This is a genomic window from Rhodococcus sp. MSC1_016 (assembly GCF_023667485.2).
Lineage (GTDB): Bacteria > Actinomycetota > Actinomycetes > Mycobacteriales > Mycobacteriaceae > Rhodococcus_F > Rhodococcus_F oxybenzonivorans.
This window is the reverse complement of record NZ_JAMOZI020000001.1, coordinates 2,840,883-2,857,457: the sequence shown is the minus strand read 5'-3', so window position 1 is coordinate 2,857,457 and position 16,575 is coordinate 2,840,883. Positions and strand designations below refer to the sequence as shown.

Below are 16,575 nucleotides of genomic sequence, written 5' to 3'. Positions count from 1 at the left end.
TTGCCCGGCTTTCGGTAGACGGGTGCGTTACTATCTGCGTATGAATGCAGATAAAGGTTCATGCCGTCGGCGCTTGCCGGACGATCAGGTTGATCTGGTGGTCGAGGTCTTCCGCATGCTGGCCGATTCCACCCGCGTCCAGGTGCTGTGGGCGTTGGTGGATCGAGAGTTGTCGGTGAATGACCTGGCCGAGCATGTGGGAAAGCCCGCCCCGTCGGTGTCGCAGCATCTGGCGAAGCTGCGGATGGCGCGTTTGGTGCGTACGCGGAAGGAAGGCACCCAGGTGATCTACCGGCTGGAGAATGATCACATCCGCCAGTTGGTGACCGACGCGGTGTTCAATGCGGAGCATGCCGGGCCGGGTGTTCCGGGGCATCACCGCACCGGTGACGAGTTGCGGATTCTGCATCCCGAGCGAAAGTCGGGTCGGGCTCCGTCTTCGGCAGGTGCCGATATTCCGGCTCCCGCACGTGCGGAAGGTGGCCAGGCATGAGTCACGCACCGAAACCACCGACTCACACCCACGGTCACGGCCACGGCCACGGTCACGGGCATGAGGGTGGGGGCCGGTTCCGGGCGGCGGTGCGGGAAGTGTTCGCCCCGCACAGTCACGACGCAGCGGACAGTGTCGACGACGCCCTCGAATCGAGCGAGATCGGCATTCGGGCGGTGAAGATCAGCCTGGTCGCGCTGGGTGTCACCGCGATCGCTCAGTTGGTGATCGTCGCCGTGTCGGGTTCGGTCGCATTGCTGGCGGACACGGTGCACAACTTCTCCGACGCACTGACCGCGATTCCGTTGTGGATTGCGTTCGCGCTCGGGCGTCGGGCGGCCACTCGCCGCTACACCTACGGGTTCGGGCGGGCCGAGGACTTGGCGGGGCTGTTCGTGGTCGCGATGATCACGCTGTCCGCGGTGATCGCCGGAGTCGAAGCTGTGCGGCGAGTGATCAACCCGGTTTCGATCGAGCACGTCGGGTGGGTTGCCGTGGCAGGCCTCGTCGGATTCGTCGGTAATGAACTCGTCGCCCTCTACCGCATTCGGGTGGGCAGCCAGATCGGCTCCGCCGCCCTGGTCGCCGACGGATTGCACGCACGCACCGACGGTTTCACCTCCCTGGCCGTGTTGTTCGGCGCGGGGGGTGTGGCCCTGGGCTTCCCATTGGCGGACCCGATCGTCGGACTGGTCATCACCGTGGCGATCCTCGCGGTCCTGCGCACCGCGGTGCGGGACGTGTTCCGCCGTTTGATGGACGGGGTCGATCCGGAACTCGTCGACGCCGCCGAGGGATCGTTGTCCGTAGAACCCGGGGTGCGTGAGGTGCGTAGCGTGCGGATGCGGTGGATCGGGCACCGTCTGCATGCCGACGTCGAGCTCGACATCGACCCCGAAATCAGCCTGGCCGAGGCGCACCGGTTAGCGCACGAGGCCGAGCACACCTTGACCCATGCGGTGCCGAAATTGTCCACCGCACTCGTCCATGCCTACCCCGCCCACCAACACGTTGTCGTCGGCGCGCCCTGATGCGCGTCGGCCGGGGTAGCTCACCGAAGGGAAAGTCGTCATGGGACTCGGTCAACGACTGCTCGGCGGATCTTACGGACACGCCGACCACTCGAGCGGAGGACTGATTCGGCGCGCCCGGTTATACGAGTGGTTCTCCGCAGCGGGGTTCGGTGGTTTCCGTCGCCGGGTCTTCGACGGCCTGGTCGCGCTGTCCGGTGCGAAGCCGGGGGATGAGGTGCTCGACATCGGTTGCGGAACCGGCATCTTCTCCCGCCGTGCAGCCCGGCGTGGTGCGTCCGGGTGGGCGAGTGGTGGGCATCGATCCGTCACCGCCGATGATCGAGTACGCGGCCCGGCGAGCCCTGGCGAACTGCACCTTCGTGATCGCCGGTGCCGAAGACCTTCCCCAGCCGGACGCGTCTTTCGACCTCGTGATCTCCAGCCTGGCCATTCATCACATTCCGACCGAACTGCGCGCGAAGGCGCTCGCAGAGGCGTTCCGGGTACTCAGGCCCGGCGGGAGGCTGTTGATCGCCGACTTCCGGCCACCGCGCAACCGCATCGCCAACCACTTCGTCGGAGCTGTGAGCGGGCATGCGATGCAGCACAATCCGATCCACGAATTGGCCGGTTCGGTTCGCGGCGCCGGGTTCGTGGTTACCGGGAGCGGTGACCGCTGGCCCCGCCTGCATTACATTCAGGCAACACGACCCTGATCCACGATTTTCAGGCGCTCCCGGCTCGAGACCTATCCCGGTCCGAAAGCTCGCTGCTCCCCTGGAAGACCTTCTTGCCAGCGCGCTGCCTTCGCCGATCGGTGACTGTGCTCGACACCAAAAGAAATGAAGAAACACATGACTTCCTGGTTCACCCGCGCCGTCCTCGTCGCGGCCGCGGTCTTCGCCTGCGCCGCTCTGACCGCCGGCCCGGGAATGGCTCATGCCGCGCTCGAAAGCAGTAACCCGGCCGACGGCGCCCAGATCGATGCCGCCCCGGACAACGTCACCCTGGTGTTCAACCAGGACATTCAACCGAATTTCGCCGCCCTGACCGTGGTGGGTTCCGACGGCGCCCGGTGGGGGCGCTCCGAGCCGGTCGTCGACGGTCGGCTCCTGAGCGTCGACCTCGACGGTCTCGGCGCTGCCGGGCAGTACACCGTCGCGTTCCGGGTCGTCTCCTCCGACGGTCATCCGATCGCCGGCACCTACACCTTCGACCTCACCCAGGCTTCGGCTACTCCTGCCGCCGGTACAGCGCTTTCGGCGACCACGGCTGCGAACACCTCCCAAGCACAGCGAGCGGTGGAGTCCGGTGGATTCCCCGTCTGGATCCTGCTGGTGATCGGTGTGGTGGTCCTCGGCGGCGCGGTCACGTTCATGCTCGCCAGAAAGCCGAACACCCGAAAATAACCTCACGGTTCGTACTCGGCCGTCCACCCCGTCGACATCCGGCGGGGTGGACGGCCGGTCGTGTTTTCGGCCTCCGCTGGACGGCCCGATCTCGGTAAACTTCGGGTACAAGCGAGGTGCTGACGATGTGGACGGTAGCGAAGCTCGAGGTCGAGGATCTGCGGTGGTCCTGGGTGGTGATCGCCGTTGCCGCCGGCCTCCTGGGCCTGCTGGTTCTGCCCCCGATTTACCTCTTCTTCCTCGCGGCCGTGATTGGCTTCGCCGGGATGAGCATGTTCAGCACCCGCACCCACCGCGCGAGCGCTACCACATTCGCATCAATCGGTCTCGGAATGCTGATTCCGGCCGCGGCAGCACTCGTCCTACAGGGGATCAATTCTCTCTGACGACGGCTGTGGGGGCACGGCGTCAGTTAATGGGAACCCCTTCGGTAGTAACCGGAAATCGCGACGTCGGATACCATGGACGGTGATTGCTGTGCGGTCGCGCCGCAGAGGCAATGAAACCCGGGAATAAGTCGGGCGCGGAGTACCGTTGAAGCGTTCACGGGTTTGTTACGAACTACAGGGAGAGCCCATGACTGTGCAGAACGAGACCGCCACCCACGGCGTCAAGATGACCGAGGCTGCGTCCGCCAAGGCAAAGGCGCTGCTCGATCAGGAGGGTCGTGACGACCTCGCACTGCGTATCGCCGTGCAACCCGGCGGCTGCGCAGGACTGCGTTACCAGCTTTTCTTCGACGATCGCAACCTCGACGGCGACCTCATCGTCGACTTCGGCGGCGTAGCCCTCGCCGTCGACCGGATGAGCGCGCCGTACGTCGAAGGTGCGTCGATCGATTTCGTCGACACCATCGAGAAGCAGGGGTTCACCATCGACAACCCCAACGCCACCGGGTCCTGCGCCTGCGGCGACTCCTTCAACTGAGTCCCGGGCCGGCCGACAACTGAATCGAAAAGTCTGATGCGGAGCTCAGGTTCCGTGTCAGACTTTTTGGTGTCCGGACACCACTGTCCACCTCGCCGTGCTCCCACCCGATCATGGGTGGTACTGCGGGTACGGTGAGAAATCCCGCCCGAACTCACCGAAAGGCATCCGCCCGTGACAATTGCGGTAACCGGTTCCATCGCCACCGACCACCTGATGCGGTTCCCTGGCCGGTTCGCCGAGCAACTGCTCGCCGATCAGCTCAGCCATATCTCGTTGAGTTTCCTGGTCGATGACCTCGTGGTCCGGCGTGGGGGAGTGGGCGGCAACATCGCGTACGCCATGGGTGTCCTGGGCGGCTCGCCGCTCCTCGTCGGCGCCGTGGGGGCCGATTTCGCCGATTACCGTGAGTGGCTCGAGAGCAACGGCGTCGACTGCACCGCCGTTCGGATCTCCACGACGGCGCACACCGCGCGGTTCGTCTGCACCACGGACGAGGACATGGCGCAGATCGCGTCGTTCTACCCCGGCGCAATGAGCGAGGCTCGCGAGATCGAGCTCGACGAGGTCACCGCAACCGGTGGAAGTGTCGACTTGGTGCTGATCGGCGCCAACGACCCCGCCGCGATGATCCGCCACACGGACGAGTGCCGGCAGAAGAACATTCCATTTGCGGCCGACCCCTCGCAGCAGCTGGCCCGGCTCAACGGTGACGAGGCAACGGCGCTGATCCGAGGCGCCAAGTACCTGTTCACCAACGAGTACGAATGGGGATTGCTCCAGCAGAAGACCGGGCTGTCCGAGGAGCAGATTCGTGCGCAGGTCGGCGTCCGGGTCACCACCCTGGGTTCGAAGGGCGTCGACATCGTCGAGTCGGACGGCACCCATACCCGGGTCACCGTCGTACCGGAGAAGGGCAAGGTCGACCCCACCGGTGTCGGCGACGGATTCCGGGCAGGATTCCTCCTCGCGCACAGCGCCGGCCTGAGTTTCGAGCGCTCCGCCCAGCTGGGATCGCTCGTCGCCGTGCTCGTCCTGGAGACAATGGGAACCCAGGAGTGGACCTTCGACCGGGACGAGGCAGTCAAACGACTGGCCGATGCGTACGGCTCCACCGCGGCCGACGAGATTGCGGCGTTTCTCCCGTAAGAGGCGGCTCCGCCGCTCGTGAGTGGTTGACGAGTCCCTGGACTCGTCAACCACTCACGAGCGCGGAGCGCCTAGAGGGACACCGGGTACGCAGGCTCCGCGATCTTCGGCGTGATCCGGTTCTCGACGAAGATGCCGTGCCAGACCATGAAGGTCAGGACGGTCCACAGGCGACGGCTGTGATCTGAGACGCCGTCCCGGTGATCGTTGAGCATCTTCGCGACAGCGGCCTTGTCGAGCAGCTGGTCGGTGCCGGACGCGGCGATCTGCTCGTGCGCCCAGTCGAAGAGTTCCGTGCCGCGTAACCAGTGCCGAAGCGGCACGGGAAACCCGAGCTTGGCCCGGTGCAGCACGTGGCCGGGCACGATGCCTTCGAGAGCCTGCCGTAGCGCGTACTTCGTGGTGTTCTTGGTGATTTTCTGGTCCAACGGCACCCGGGAGGCCACCTCGAACACCTCCGGATCGAGGAACGGCACCCGCAGTTCGAGGGAGTTGGCCATGGTCATCTTGTCTGCCTTGACCAGGATGTCACCGCGCAGCCAGGTGAACAGGTCGAGGTGCTGCATGCGGGCCACGGGGTCCCACCCCTGCGACTGGGCGTAGATCGGATCCGTGACGTCCCGATGCGTCCATTCGGGACGGAAATCGCGCAGCACCGTACGCAGTTGGGCGTCGTTGAAGCTGCGGGCGTTGCCGTAGTACCGCTCCTCGAGGGTGAGGGAACCGCGATTGAGCAGGCTCTTTCCGCGTGTCCCGTCGGGAATCCGTTCCGACAAGCGTCCGGCGGCCCGCCGCAGACCCTTCGGCAGATATTCGAACGGCTTCAGTGACAGCGGCTCGCGGTAGATGGTGTAGCCGCCGAACAACTCGTCGGCGCCTTCGCCCGACAGCACCACCTTGACGTGCTTGCGGGCTTCCTTCGCCACGAACCACAGCGGAACGAGGGCCGGATCGGCGACGGGGTCGTCGAGGTACCACACGATTTCCGGGATGGCCGCAGCGAATTCTGCGGGGCTGACCACCTTGACGACGTGCCGTGCCCCGATGGCCTCTGCCGACTCGGCCGCGACGTCGACCTCGGAATAGCCCTCCCGCTCGAAGCCGGTGGTGAAGGTGATCAGGTTGGGATTGTGGCGCATCGCGAGCGCCGCAATGGCCGTCGAATCGATGCCGCCCGACAGGAAGGACCCGACCGTGACATCGGCCCGCATGTGCTTGGCGACAGAATCCTCCAGAGCCGCCGCGATCTCCGCATACCGGGCCTTCTCCGTTCCCGCGGTGAAGGGCTGCACCGGGAAGGTAGGGGCGAAATACCGGGTGATGACCGGTGCCTCACCCGGACGCACCCGCGCGAAGCAGCCCGATTCGAGTCGGCGGATGTCCTTGTGCAACGTCTCCGGTTCCGGCACGTACTGCAACACCGTGTAGTGCTCCACGGCGCGCGGATCGAGGTCCGTACCGATACCGATGAGGTCGGCCAGCTCGAGCAGGCTCTTCTTCTCGCTGCCGAACGCGGTGCCGCCCGTCCCCGTCGCCAGAAACAGAGGCTTGATGCCGAACGGGTCGCGGGCAATGAACAGCTCCCGCGTCTCGGTGTCCCAGATCGCGAACGCGAACATGCCGCGCAGGCGGCGCACAGCATCCTCGCCCCAGTAATGGAACGCCGCGACGATGGCCTCACTGTCGCCCTCGGTCGCGAACCGCGCCCCGAACTGCTCGGCGAGTTCCGCGCGAACCTCGAGGTAGTTGTAGATCTCACCGTTGAAGGTGAGGGCGTACCGCTGCGGTTTCTCGGCAGGACCCCACCGCAACGGCTGGTGGGAGTGTTCGATGTCGATGATCGACAGCCGATTGAAGCCGAACACGAGGTGATCGTCGTGCCACGTCCCGTGCTCGTCCGGCCCGCGATGCCGCAGGCAGTGCATCGCCTCGTCGACCTGTGAGACGGCGTAGTCGCTGGTTTCTCCAGAGGTCAGTAGCCCGAGCAGTCCGCACACAGCGTCCGGTACCTCAATTCAGAATCTGGGATGCTCCACACGGGTGTGGAGAGGTCAGGGAACTCTGCCGGAAAGTATGCCGCAGATTCCCGCGGCGGCCGGTTCCGGCCGTCGAGGACACCGCCCCGGCAGCGGTGGCGACACGACCGCCCGACCCGAGGAGGGACGGCCATCCGCTTTGGTCTACGCTGCGTAGTAATTGGGCCTTCCCATCGGGTGTGCCCTAGTGGAATTTGCGGCGATCAGGAAGGCGTGAACGTGGCGCAAGGTCGGATCCTTCGGCGGGCAGGGTTGGCAGCATCTTTGGGCGTTGCTGCCTTGCTGCTGTCGGGTTGTTCAATCGACAACGAAGTGCTTCGTTTCGGGTGGCCTTCGGGCGTAACCCCGCAGGCAGAACGCATGCGTGAGCTCTGGACCTGGTCGGTCATCGCCGCCCTCGTCATGGGCATCCTGGTGTGGGGCCTCACCTTCTGGGCGGTGATCTTCCATCGTAAGAAGAAGGACTCTCCCGAGTTCCCTCGCCAGACTGCGTACAACGTGCCGCTCGAGTTGGCGTACACCGCCGTCCCGTTCGTCATCATCGCCGTTCTGTTCTACTTCACGGTGGTCGTGCAGAACCACGTCCTCGACAAGGAGGACAACCCCAACGTCGTGGTCGACGTCACTGCCTACCAGTGGAACTGGAAGTTCGGTTACCGCTCCATCGATCTCGGTGACGGCCAGGCCAAGTACGACGGCATCGACCAGGAGGCCCAGGCGGCCGTCGAGGCAGGCGCGGCGTCCGGAACCGAGCACGGGGGCGAGGGCGGTCACGCGCAGCCCGGTGCAATCCACGGCAAGTCCCCGCAGGACCTGTCCTACCTGCACTACGACAAGATCGAGACCATCGGCTCCAGCCAGGAGATCCCGATCCTCGTCTTGCCGACCGGTAAGCGGATCGAGTTCGAGCTCGCTTCCTCTGACGTCATCCACTCCTTCTGGGTGCCGGAGTTCCTCTTCAAGCGGGACGTGAACCCGAACCCCAAGGAGAACCAGTCCGACAACGTCTTCCAGATCAGTGAGATCGAGAAGGAAGGCGCCTTCGTGGGACGCTGCGCCGAGATGTGCGGAACGTTCCACGCGATGATGAACTTCGAGGTTCGCGCCGTGAGCCCGGACAAGTTCGCGCAGTACATCGATCTGCGCAAGCCTGCCGACGAGGGTGGCCGGGCGCTGACCACGGCGGAGGCTCTCGAGGCTATCGGCGAGTCGCCTGTGGCGACCTCCACCTCACCGTTCACCACCGATCGCGGCTACCAGCAGGCGAGCGGTGTCGAAGGTAACTGACCCCGCTGCTGATACCTCATTGACCAAGGACAAGTGCTGATATGAAGATCGAAGCCAAGCTCTTCGAGATCCTGACGGTATTCTTCATTCTCGTCGCGATCGTCTACGGCGTGTTCACCGCCGTCTCCCGGACCGGTATCGAGTGGGCGGGTCTGACCGGCATCTGCCTGTCGGCGGGCCTGACATTGATCATCGGTACCTACTTCCGGTTCGTCGCCCGCCGTCTCGACACCCGGCCCGAGGACTACGAGGATGCAGAAATCGCCGACGGCGCCGGCGACCTCGGGTTCTTCAGCCCCGGAAGCTACTGGCCCATTCTGCTGGCCGGTGCAGCGGCCCTCGCCGGCCTCGCGCTGGCGTTCTTCCAGCCCTGGATGATCGTTGTTGCAGTTGTTGCCGTGTTGGCGGCAGCGGCAGGCCTGGTCTTCGAGTACCACGTCGGACCCGAAAAGCACTGAGCATCAACACCGCATGGCGGGGCGTCGGAATCCTAAGGGATTTCGGCGCCCCGCCGTTGTTGTCGCATCACTAACGGGCGGCCGCGCGTAGCAGTGCCTGTGACCGAGCCGACGCGAGGATGAGTGCGTCCTCGAACACGTGAAGACCATGTGCCACCAGAGCCCCCTCGTGGAGCAGCATGAAGGTGCAGGCAAGTTCGTGTGCGTCTGCCACTCCCGCGTTGGCGCATACCTGCGTGAACAATGCGAGCATCCACCGCTTCTGCTCGATGATGACGCGGTACCCCGGATGGGCTGGGTCGCTGATCTCGGCGTGTGCGTTCACCATGCTGCAGCCCTTTGTGCTGTGCTGACCGGCCCAGTCGCGGGATGCGTCGAAGATAGCCTTCAGGCGTCCGTCCGGTGAGCTGCCCGCTGCGTCGAGATAGCCGGCAAGGAACAGTCGCCAGCGCTCGTCGCGGTCGGCGAGGTACTCGACCACGAGCTGTTCCTTGGACCCGAACCGGTCGTACAGCGTCTTCTTCGTGACGCCCGCCTCCGCGGCGATGAGATCGACCCCCACAGCGGAGATTCCGCGCTCGTAGAACAAGCGGTCGGCTGCGGCCAGGGCGCGTCGGGCCCCCGGGGTCAGCGTGACTCGTCTAAGTTCCGGCACTGTGCCCATGACAGAAGTATACAGATCGGTATATCGTTGGTTTTGCTACACAGATCTGTATACCCGGGAGGTTCTTCGTGAATGTACTTCTCGCTGCGGCCTTCGTCGTGTGCTGGAGTTCGGGCTTCATCGGAGCGAAACTCGGGGCCGGCACCGCCGATCCCATCACCCTGCTCATGTGGCGGTTCCTGCCCCTCGCGGTGGTGCTTGTCCTCTGCACAATGCTCTTCGGACTCCACCGCTGGAGAAGCCTCCGACTGCACACGGTGCGGCGCGAGATTGTCATCGGCGCGCTGTCGCAGACGGGCTACCTCCTCACCGTCTACCAGGCAATCGGCTTGGGGGTCTCCAGTGGGACCACGGCGCTGATCGACGGTACTCAGCCTCTCGTCGTCGCCGTACTTGCCGGACCGCTGCTGAGGGCGTATGTCGGGCCGCGGCAATGGTGGGGTCTGGCGCTCGGTGTGGCCGGAGTCGTGACGGTCACCGCCGGCGATGCCACCTCGTCCGGGGGAGTGGTGTGGTGGGCGTATCTGGTGCCGTTCGCGGGGATGCTCTCCCTGGTGGCCGCGACGTTCTTGGAGCGCCGCTCACCTCGGGACACCGACCCCACGGTGTCGCTGACGATCCACTGTGTCACCAGCGCGGTGTTGTTCACCGCGATGGCGGCAGCGGGCGGAGATGTGACTCCACCGGCTGACGCCACATTCTGGCTTGCCGTGACCTGGTTGGTGGTTCTGTCCACCTTCGGCGGCTACGGCCTGTACTGGCTGGTGCTGCGACGCAATGGTGTCACCCGGGTCAATACGCTGATGTTTCTGATGGCACCCGTGACCGCGGTGTGGGGGGCCGTGGCCTTCGGCGAGCCCTTCGGAGCCCTCACCGCGACAGGCCTGCTGTTGTGTCTCGGTGCAGTGACAGTGGTGTTCCATGCGCAGTCGCGAGAGAGGGAGGAGATGCAGCTCGTCCCATAGAGGCAGGGCCCCGAACCACAAGTGGTTCGGGGCCCTGATCAGCGCGGGGTCAGCCTCAGTGGGCCTCGCCGTTGCCGGAGCTGCCGTTGCCTGAGCTTCCGTTTCCGTGCACCCGATTCTGCAGCTCGGTCAGCATGGTGAGCTGTTCGCGCTCACCATGATGCAGAGCGGCCTCGAGAGCTTCGCTCTCTTCGATCGGGTCTGCGGTGACAAGGCTGCCGGAGCCGGGCTTGCCTGCGGAGCCGAGCTTGTTCATCTTCTTCGGGATGGCCGCACCCTGGTACTCGAGCGGAATCGGGTGGCCATGGCCGTCGACCGGGCCGAGCGGCTGATGGATCTCGATGTACTGACCATTGGGCATCCGCTTGATGATGCCGGTCTCGATGCCGTGCTCGAGAACCTCACGGTCGCTGCGCTGCAGACCCAGGCAGAACCGGTACGCCACGAAGAACGCGAGGGGCGGCAGCAACACCATGCCGATACGGCCGATCCAGGTCATCGCGTTCAACGAAATGCTCAGGTGGTACGCGATGATGTCGTTGATGCAGGAGATCGTCAGAACGGCATAGAACGTCAGTGCCATCGCGCCGATCGCCGTGCGGACCGGAACGTCCCGCGGACGCTGCAGCAGGTTGTGGTGAGCGTCGTCCTTGGTCAGACGCTTCTCGATCCACGGGTAGGCGATGAGGACGGTGAAGACGAGTCCCATGATCAGCGCCACCGCGAACACGGCCGGGATGGTGTACCGGTCGAACAGGTAGATCTCCCACGCGGGCCACAGACGGGCCAGGCCGTCCGTCCACATCATGTAGATGTCGGGCTGCGACCCGGCGGACACCTGTGCCGGGTTGTACGGGCCGATGGTCCACACCGGGTTGATCTGCAGCACGCCGCCCATGACGGCGAGAACACCGAAGGTGATGGCGAAGAACGCGCCCGACTTGACGGCGAAGACGGGGAGGATCCGGACGCCGACGACGTTCTGTTCCGTGCGGCCGGGGCCGGGGAACTGCGTGTGCTTCTGGTACCAGACGAGCGCGAGGTGACCGGCGATCAGCGCGAGGATGATGCCGGGGAACAGCAGGACGTGCGCCACGTAGAGCCGGGGGATGATCAGGTCGCCGGGGAAGTCGCCGCCGAAGATCAGCCAGTGCATCCAGGTGCCGGCGATCGGGATGCTCAAGGTGATACCGGAGAACGCGGCACGTAGGCCCGTACCCGACAGGAGGTCGTCGGGAATGGTGTAACCGAAGAAGCCCTCGAACATGGCCAGGATCAAGAGAAGGCAACCGATGACCCAGTTCGCTTCACGCGGACGCCGGAAGGCGCCGGTGAAGAAGATGCGCATCAGGTGCACCACGATGGACGCCGCGAACATCAATGCCGCCCAGTGGTGGATCTGCCGGACGAACAATCCGCCGCGCACCTCGAAGGAGATGTTCAGCGTGGTCTCGTATGCGCGCGACATGGTGACGCCGCGCAGAGGCTCGTACGCGCCGTTGTAGACCACGTGGGCCATCGACGGGTCGAAGAACAAGGTGAGGTAGACACCCGAGATCAGCAGAATGACGAAGCTGTACAGCGCGATCTCACCGAGCAGGAACGACCAGTGGGTGGGGAAGACCTTGTTGATCTGCCGCCGCATTCCTGCTGCGAGGTGGTAACGGGAGTCCATTGCCTCCGCCTGGCCGGCGGCCATGGCGTTCAGTCTGGACGGTTTGTTGTTGGTCACGGTCGACGCTCCCAAAATGCCGGGCCGAGAGCTTCGATGTAGTCACCGGTGGCGACCAGGAAACCCTCTTCGTTCACTGTAATAGGCAACTGCGGAAGTGCACGAGCAGCGGGACCGAAAATCGGCTTTCCGTAGGTCAGCGCGTCGAACTGCGACTGGTGGCACGGGCAGAGAATTCGGTTGGTCTGCTGTTCGTACAGCGACGTGGGGCAGCCGAGGTGGGTGCAGATCTTGGAGAAGGCGAAGTAGTCGCCGTAGTTGAAGCTCTCCTGGCCCTTGCGCTTGGTGACCCGTTCGGTGTCTTCCGTGCGCAGACGGATGAGCATCGTCGCGTTGCGGATACCGCGCAGGCCCTCGAGCAGGGCGTCGTGGTCGCCGCGGTCGGACTCGCGGAAAGGAAAAACGGTTTCCATGGCACCGGCGTCGAGGTCTTCCGGACGGACGAGGACGACGTCCTCGGGACGACCGGTGTCTCGGCGCAGGTAGATGGTCTCGCCGGCGTAGCGGGGCGTCCAGCCGGACACCCAGAGCGGCGAATCGTCACGCTGTGCCCACGGGTTCTTGACCAGTCCACCGAGCGGCATCAAGGACATGATTCCGAGTGCGCCACCACCGAAGAGGAGACTGCGCTTGATGAGCTTGCGGCGCCCGAGCGTCGAGGTGTCGAAGGAGTCTCCGAGTTCCGCGACGATGGTCCGGCGGTCCGTCTCGGACGATCCGCCGTCGTGGCGGTCCTGGACGGACAGCTCTTCCGGAATGAACTTCTTGGTGAACTGGACGGCGCCGACACCCAGACCGAGGATGGCCAGGCCCATGGTGAGACCGATCAGCGGGGTGTACAGGCTGTACGCGGAGTAGTTCTCTTCACCGGCGCCGGCGTACTCCCACGGCCAGAACAGGTAGATCGCGATGAACGCCACGGCCGAGACGCCGGCGAGGGCGAACCAGAACGCCACGGAGCGTTCGGCGCGCTTCTCGGCCTTGGTTCCTTCGACCGCCCAGCGGTTGCGGCGGAACGCGACATCGACCCCGTCGAGGTTGGTACCGAGTTCGACCAGCTCGTCGCGGCTCAGGTTCTCGAGTTCCGCGTCCGTGTACTTCTTTGGCGTAGCGCCGCCCGGTTGGCCAGCGTCGCTCATGACCTTGCTCCGATCCACAGTGCTGCACCGACGACAGCGATGATTCCGACGACCCACATGGCCAAGCCCTCGGATGCCGGACCGATGCCGCCGAGTCCGTATCCACCGGGCTGCTTCGTCTCGCCCGACGACTTGATGTAGGCGATGATGTCCTTCTTCTCCTCGAGGGTCAGCTGACGGTCCGAGAACTTGGGCATGTTCTGCGGTCCGGTGACCATCGCGGTGTAGATCTGCTGCTCGTTGGCCGGGTCCAGGACGGGCGCATACTTGCCGGAGGACAGTGCTCCGCCGCGACCGGTGAAGTTGTGGCAGGACGCGCAGTTGAGGCGGAAGAGTTCGCTGCCTCGTCCGATGTCGCCGCCGCGCAGCGAGGACTGGGCGATTTCGCCGTTCTCGTCGCGCACGACCGTGGGGCCGCCGCCGTTGGCCTGGATGTAGGCGCCGATGGCGTCCGTCTGCTCGGCGTCGAACTTGAGCGGCTTGCGCTCGACCTGCGCCTCGTTACGCGACGCGGGCATGCGTCCCGACGACACCTGGAAGTAGACGGCGGCCTCACCGACACCGATCAGGCTGGGCCCGCGGTCCTGCACACCCTGAAGGTTTGCACCGTGGCAGGTGATGCACGACGTGTCGTACAACTGCTTGCCTTCACGGATCAGTGCTGCCTGATCGTCGGTCGCGGTGGCCACCTGCGGGGTAGGCGTCAACGCGGACGCGAGGAAACCGGCGCTGACCAGTCCCATCATCAGGACCAGGGCGCCCGTGACGCGACGGCGTAGCTTGCGCTGGCGACGCGTCTTCGCGGCAGACGCCGTGGTATCGGATGCGGGCGGGGGGGATGAACTCATCTGTATCCCTTTGGTATGTCGGGACGGACTGGACGTCAGGGGGCTGCCTGGGCGTTCAGCTGATCAACGGATGAAATAGATCGTGGCAAACAGGGCGATCCACACGATGTCGACGAAGTGCCAGTAGTACGAGACGACGATCGCGGCGGTGGCCTGGGCGGGCGTGAACTTGCTGACCTTGGTGCGGGCGATCAGGAAGACGAACGCGATGAGACCGCCGATGACGTGGAGACCGTGGAATCCCGTGGTCATGTAGAACACCGAGCCGTACACGCTGCTCGAGATGGACGTGCCGTGCTCGACGAGGTGCACGTACTCGTATCCCTGGCCGAGCACGAAGAACGTGCCCATGGCGAGGGTGAGGAGGTACCAGCGGCGCAGACCGAAGACGTCACCGCGCTCGGCCGCGAACACGCCCATCTGGCACGTGAACGACGAGGCGATCAGCACGAGCGTCACCGGCACGGCGAGGAAGAGGTTCAGCTCGGTCGGCTCCGGCGGCCAGTTTCCATTCGCTTGTGCTCTGGCCACGAAGTACATGGCGAAGAGCCCTGCGAAGAACATGAGCTCACTTGACAACCACACGATGGTGCCAACGCTGACCATGTTTGGTCGGTTCAGCGAGTGCACGCGTTGGGTGATTGCTGATCCTGAAGTCCCTACTGCGCTCGTCACAGACAGAAGTATGACGCTTCGTCGTAAGAGACGACTACCCGGGTCCACCCTCGGCGCGCCGACGCGTCCCGCTTGTCCGATTCTGCCTGCTGACACGCTGGTGGCGGGGCATGAAAGGGTGGAGGAATGCGAACTCGTGACAACAGTACGCGGTGGTTGCGGAGACTGTTCGGCGGCGGCAGGTCGGCGCCTCCGCTGGACCCGGACCGGGAAGATCTCGTCGTGGTCGCCTCCTGCTTCGACGACGTGGAGGCGTGCTCGACCACGCTCGAACGCGCGGCCTCGGAGACCCCGGTGTGGCGGGCCGGCGAGGAGGCCGTGCTGCGTCACCATTTGCGGCTGCCGGCGACCACGGTCGGCGAGGCGGAGTCCATTGCCGCGCAGGACGGATACCGGCCACGGCGCACCGGCGTCGCGGTTGCCGACACCCCCGGCGCGGCCGAGGGGACCGTGGAGTTGGTGTTACAACGGGTCCAGGTGCTGGACGCGCTGCACTGTTCCCAGGAACGGTCGAGAATGGCCGGGCTGGCACAGCGTCTCGGTGGGGACGTCGCGGGGTGGGACGCAATGCAACCGGTGCGCGAGATGGATACGCAAGGCAACTAGGCTGCGGAGAGCGGATCACACGAGTACACATCGCTACGAGTTTCGAGGGGACACGACGATGCAGAGCCCGACCGTGCAGGGCCCGGACGCCCAGGGGACGAACGACACGACCCCGCCGGTCCGCACGTGGCCGTCGGTTCTCGGGGCGCTCACCGAAGGACGCGACCTGTCGGTGGAAGACGCGACGTGGGCAATGGACGAAATCATGTCCGACAATGCCACGTCCGCCCAGATCGCCGCGTTCGGTGTCGGCCTCAAGATGAAGGGTGTCGTTCCGGAAGAACTGCGCGGACTGGCCGACTCGATGCTGGGCCATGCGCGCAAGGTGCCGGTCGATGCCGATGTCGTGGACATCGTGGGTACCGGTGGCGACCGGTCCAACACCGTCAACATCTCCACGATGGCGTCGATCGTGGTGGCCGCCAGCGGCATTCGGGTGGTGAAGCATGGAAACCGGGCTGCCTCCTCGAAAAGTGGCGGCGCCGACGTACTCGAAGCACTCGGAGTCCGGATCAACTTGGGGCCCGACGAGGTGGCACGCTCCTTGCGCGAGGTCGGTATCGGTTTCTGCTTCGCGCCGGTCTTCCATCCCGCCCTCCGGTTCGCGGCGGCGCCGCGTAAGGAAATCGGCATTCCGACGGTGTTCAATGTGCTGGGGCCTCTCACCAATCCGGCGCGGCCGCGCGCGGGACTCATCGGCTGCGCGTTCCTCGATCTGATCCCGGTCGTCGCCGGGGTGCTGGCGCAGCGCGGTAACTCCGCACTCGTGGTGCGCGGGGATGACGGCCTCGACGAGCTGACCACATCGAGCACGTCGACCGTGCATCTCGTGTCCGAGGGATCGGTGACGGTGCGTCAGCTCGATCCTCGCGATCTCGGTATAGCCCGGGTGTCGCTGGACGAGCTGCGGGGTGGGGACGCCGAAGCGAACGCGCTGGTGGCACGGCGCCTCCTCGACGGCGAGGCCGGCCCGGTGCGTGACGCGGTGCTGCTCAACGCTGCCGGCGCCATCGCGGCCTTCCGTGGTCTCGGCGACCGCCCGCTCGAAGAAATCTTGGCCGAGGGTATTACGACTGCAGCTCAGGCAATCGACAGTGGGGCGGCGGCGGCACTTCTGGCGAAGTGGGCCGCAGTCACCTCGGCGATGACGGCGACCAAGTAGCGCGCCCGCCCG

The 16,575-nt window shown here is 65.1% G+C and carries 18 protein-coding genes; 12 read left to right on the top strand and 6 right to left on the bottom strand.

What is annotated here, in order from left to right:
* Positions 1 to 40 precede the first annotated feature (40 nt).
* The 7 genes from L1080_RS13190 (at position 41) to L1080_RS13160 (ending at position 4,991) form a co-directional block, all read left to right on the top strand.
* The gene (locus L1080_RS13190) at positions 41 to 493 is read left to right on the top strand and encodes an ArsR/SmtB family transcription factor (RefSeq protein ID WP_250777115.1); all 453 of its coding nucleotides are present in this window, start codon (positions 41 to 43) and stop codon (positions 491 to 493) included.
* Positions 490 to 1,524, top strand: a complete 1,035-nt coding sequence (locus tag L1080_RS13185; protein ID WP_250777114.1) for a cation diffusion facilitator family transporter — start codon at positions 490 to 492, stop codon at positions 1,522 to 1,524. Before L1080_RS13190 ends, L1080_RS13185 begins: the two co-directional genes overlap by 4 nt.
* A 257-nt stretch (positions 1,525 to 1,781) precedes the next feature.
* Positions 1,782 to 2,222: a class I SAM-dependent methyltransferase gene (locus tag L1080_RS13180; protein ID WP_250777113.1), complete on the top strand. Its 441-nt coding sequence runs from the start codon at positions 1,782 to 1,784 to the stop codon at positions 2,220 to 2,222.
* 138 nt (positions 2,223 to 2,360) lie between these two features.
* A complete protein-coding gene (locus L1080_RS13175) occupies positions 2,361 to 2,915 on the top strand; it encodes a copper resistance CopC family protein (protein WP_250777112.1) in 555 nt (184 codons plus the stop codon).
* A 125-nt stretch (positions 2,916 to 3,040) separates the two neighbouring features.
* Positions 3,041 to 3,301, top strand: a complete 261-nt coding sequence (locus L1080_RS13170) for a hypothetical protein (RefSeq protein WP_250777111.1) — start codon at positions 3,041 to 3,043, stop codon at positions 3,299 to 3,301.
* 190 nt (positions 3,302 to 3,491) lie between these two features.
* On the top strand, positions 3,492 to 3,842 hold the full coding sequence (locus L1080_RS13165) for a HesB/IscA family protein (RefSeq protein ID WP_109329195.1): 351 nt from the start codon (positions 3,492 to 3,494) through the stop codon (positions 3,840 to 3,842).
* 174 nt (positions 3,843 to 4,016) lie between these two features.
* Positions 4,017 to 4,991 (top strand): carbohydrate kinase family protein, encoded by a 975-nt coding sequence (locus L1080_RS13160; protein WP_250777110.1) that lies wholly within the window; start codon positions 4,017 to 4,019, stop codon positions 4,989 to 4,991.
* Positions 4,992 to 5,062: 71 nt separating this feature from the next.
* Here the strand turns inward: L1080_RS13160 and asnB are convergent, their stop codons facing one another.
* Positions 5,063 to 6,988 carry an asparagine synthase (glutamine-hydrolyzing) gene (asnB, locus tag L1080_RS13155; RefSeq protein ID WP_250777109.1) on the bottom strand — a complete coding sequence of 642 codons (1,926 nt, stop codon included), beginning with the start codon at positions 6,986 to 6,988 and terminating at the stop codon, positions 5,063 to 5,065.
* A gap of 252 nt (positions 6,989 to 7,240) precedes the next feature.
* On the opposite strand from asnB, the gene ctaC reads away from it, so the two are divergent.
* Both ctaC and L1080_RS13145 read left to right on the top strand, forming a co-directional pair.
* On the top strand, positions 7,241 to 8,314 hold the full coding sequence (ctaC, locus tag L1080_RS13150) for an aa3-type cytochrome oxidase subunit II (protein WP_250777108.1): 1,074 nt from the start codon (positions 7,241 to 7,243) through the stop codon (positions 8,312 to 8,314).
* Positions 8,315 to 8,355: 41 nt separating this feature from the next.
* Positions 8,356 to 8,772: a cytochrome c oxidase subunit 4 gene (locus L1080_RS13145; protein WP_109329202.1), complete on the top strand. Its 417-nt coding sequence runs from the start codon at positions 8,356 to 8,358 to the stop codon at positions 8,770 to 8,772.
* Positions 8,773 to 8,842: 70 nt separating this feature from the next.
* On the opposite strand, the gene L1080_RS13140 is transcribed toward L1080_RS13145, so the two are convergent.
* Entirely contained in the window at positions 8,843 to 9,436 is a 594-nt protein-coding gene (locus L1080_RS13140; RefSeq protein WP_250777107.1) for a TetR/AcrR family transcriptional regulator, read from the bottom strand.
* Positions 9,437 to 9,504: 68 nt separating this feature from the next.
* Here L1080_RS13140 and L1080_RS13135 point away from each other — a divergent pair, with 68 nt between their 5' ends.
* On the top strand, positions 9,505 to 10,401 hold the full coding sequence (locus L1080_RS13135; RefSeq protein ID WP_250777106.1) for a DMT family transporter: 897 nt from the start codon (positions 9,505 to 9,507) through the stop codon (positions 10,399 to 10,401).
* 55 nt (positions 10,402 to 10,456) lie between these two features.
* Here the strand turns inward: L1080_RS13135 and qcrB are convergent, their stop codons facing one another.
* From qcrB to ctaE, 4 genes are all read right to left on the bottom strand, one after another.
* Positions 10,457 to 12,100 carry a cytochrome bc1 complex cytochrome b subunit gene (gene qcrB / locus L1080_RS13130; protein ID WP_159927118.1) on the bottom strand — a complete coding sequence of 548 codons (1,644 nt, stop codon included), beginning with the start codon at positions 12,098 to 12,100 and terminating at the stop codon, positions 10,457 to 10,459.
* A gap of 29 nt (positions 12,101 to 12,129) precedes the next feature.
* Entirely contained in the window at positions 12,130 to 13,272 is a 1,143-nt protein-coding gene (gene qcrA / locus L1080_RS13125) for a cytochrome bc1 complex Rieske iron-sulfur subunit (protein WP_159921667.1), read from the bottom strand.
* On the bottom strand, positions 13,269 to 14,120 hold the full coding sequence (gene qcrC, locus L1080_RS13120; protein ID WP_201453561.1) for a cytochrome bc1 complex diheme cytochrome c subunit: 852 nt from the start codon (positions 14,118 to 14,120) through the stop codon (positions 13,269 to 13,271). The genes qcrA and qcrC overlap by 4 nt, the downstream gene beginning before the upstream one ends.
* 63 nt (positions 14,121 to 14,183) lie before the next feature.
* Entirely contained in the window at positions 14,184 to 14,795 is a 612-nt protein-coding gene (gene ctaE, locus L1080_RS13115; protein ID WP_159921669.1) for an aa3-type cytochrome oxidase subunit III, read from the bottom strand.
* 126 nt (positions 14,796 to 14,921) lie between these two features.
* Between ctaE and L1080_RS13110 the strand changes: the two genes are divergently transcribed.
* On the top strand, positions 14,922 to 15,401 hold the full coding sequence (locus L1080_RS13110; protein ID WP_250777105.1) for a hypothetical protein: 480 nt from the start codon (positions 14,922 to 14,924) through the stop codon (positions 15,399 to 15,401).
* 58 nt (positions 15,402 to 15,459) lie between these two features.
* Positions 15,460 to 16,563 (top strand): anthranilate phosphoribosyltransferase, encoded by a 1,104-nt coding sequence (gene trpD, locus L1080_RS13105; RefSeq protein WP_284708929.1) that lies wholly within the window; start codon positions 15,460 to 15,462, stop codon positions 16,561 to 16,563.
* Positions 16,564 to 16,575 lie beyond the last annotated feature (12 nt).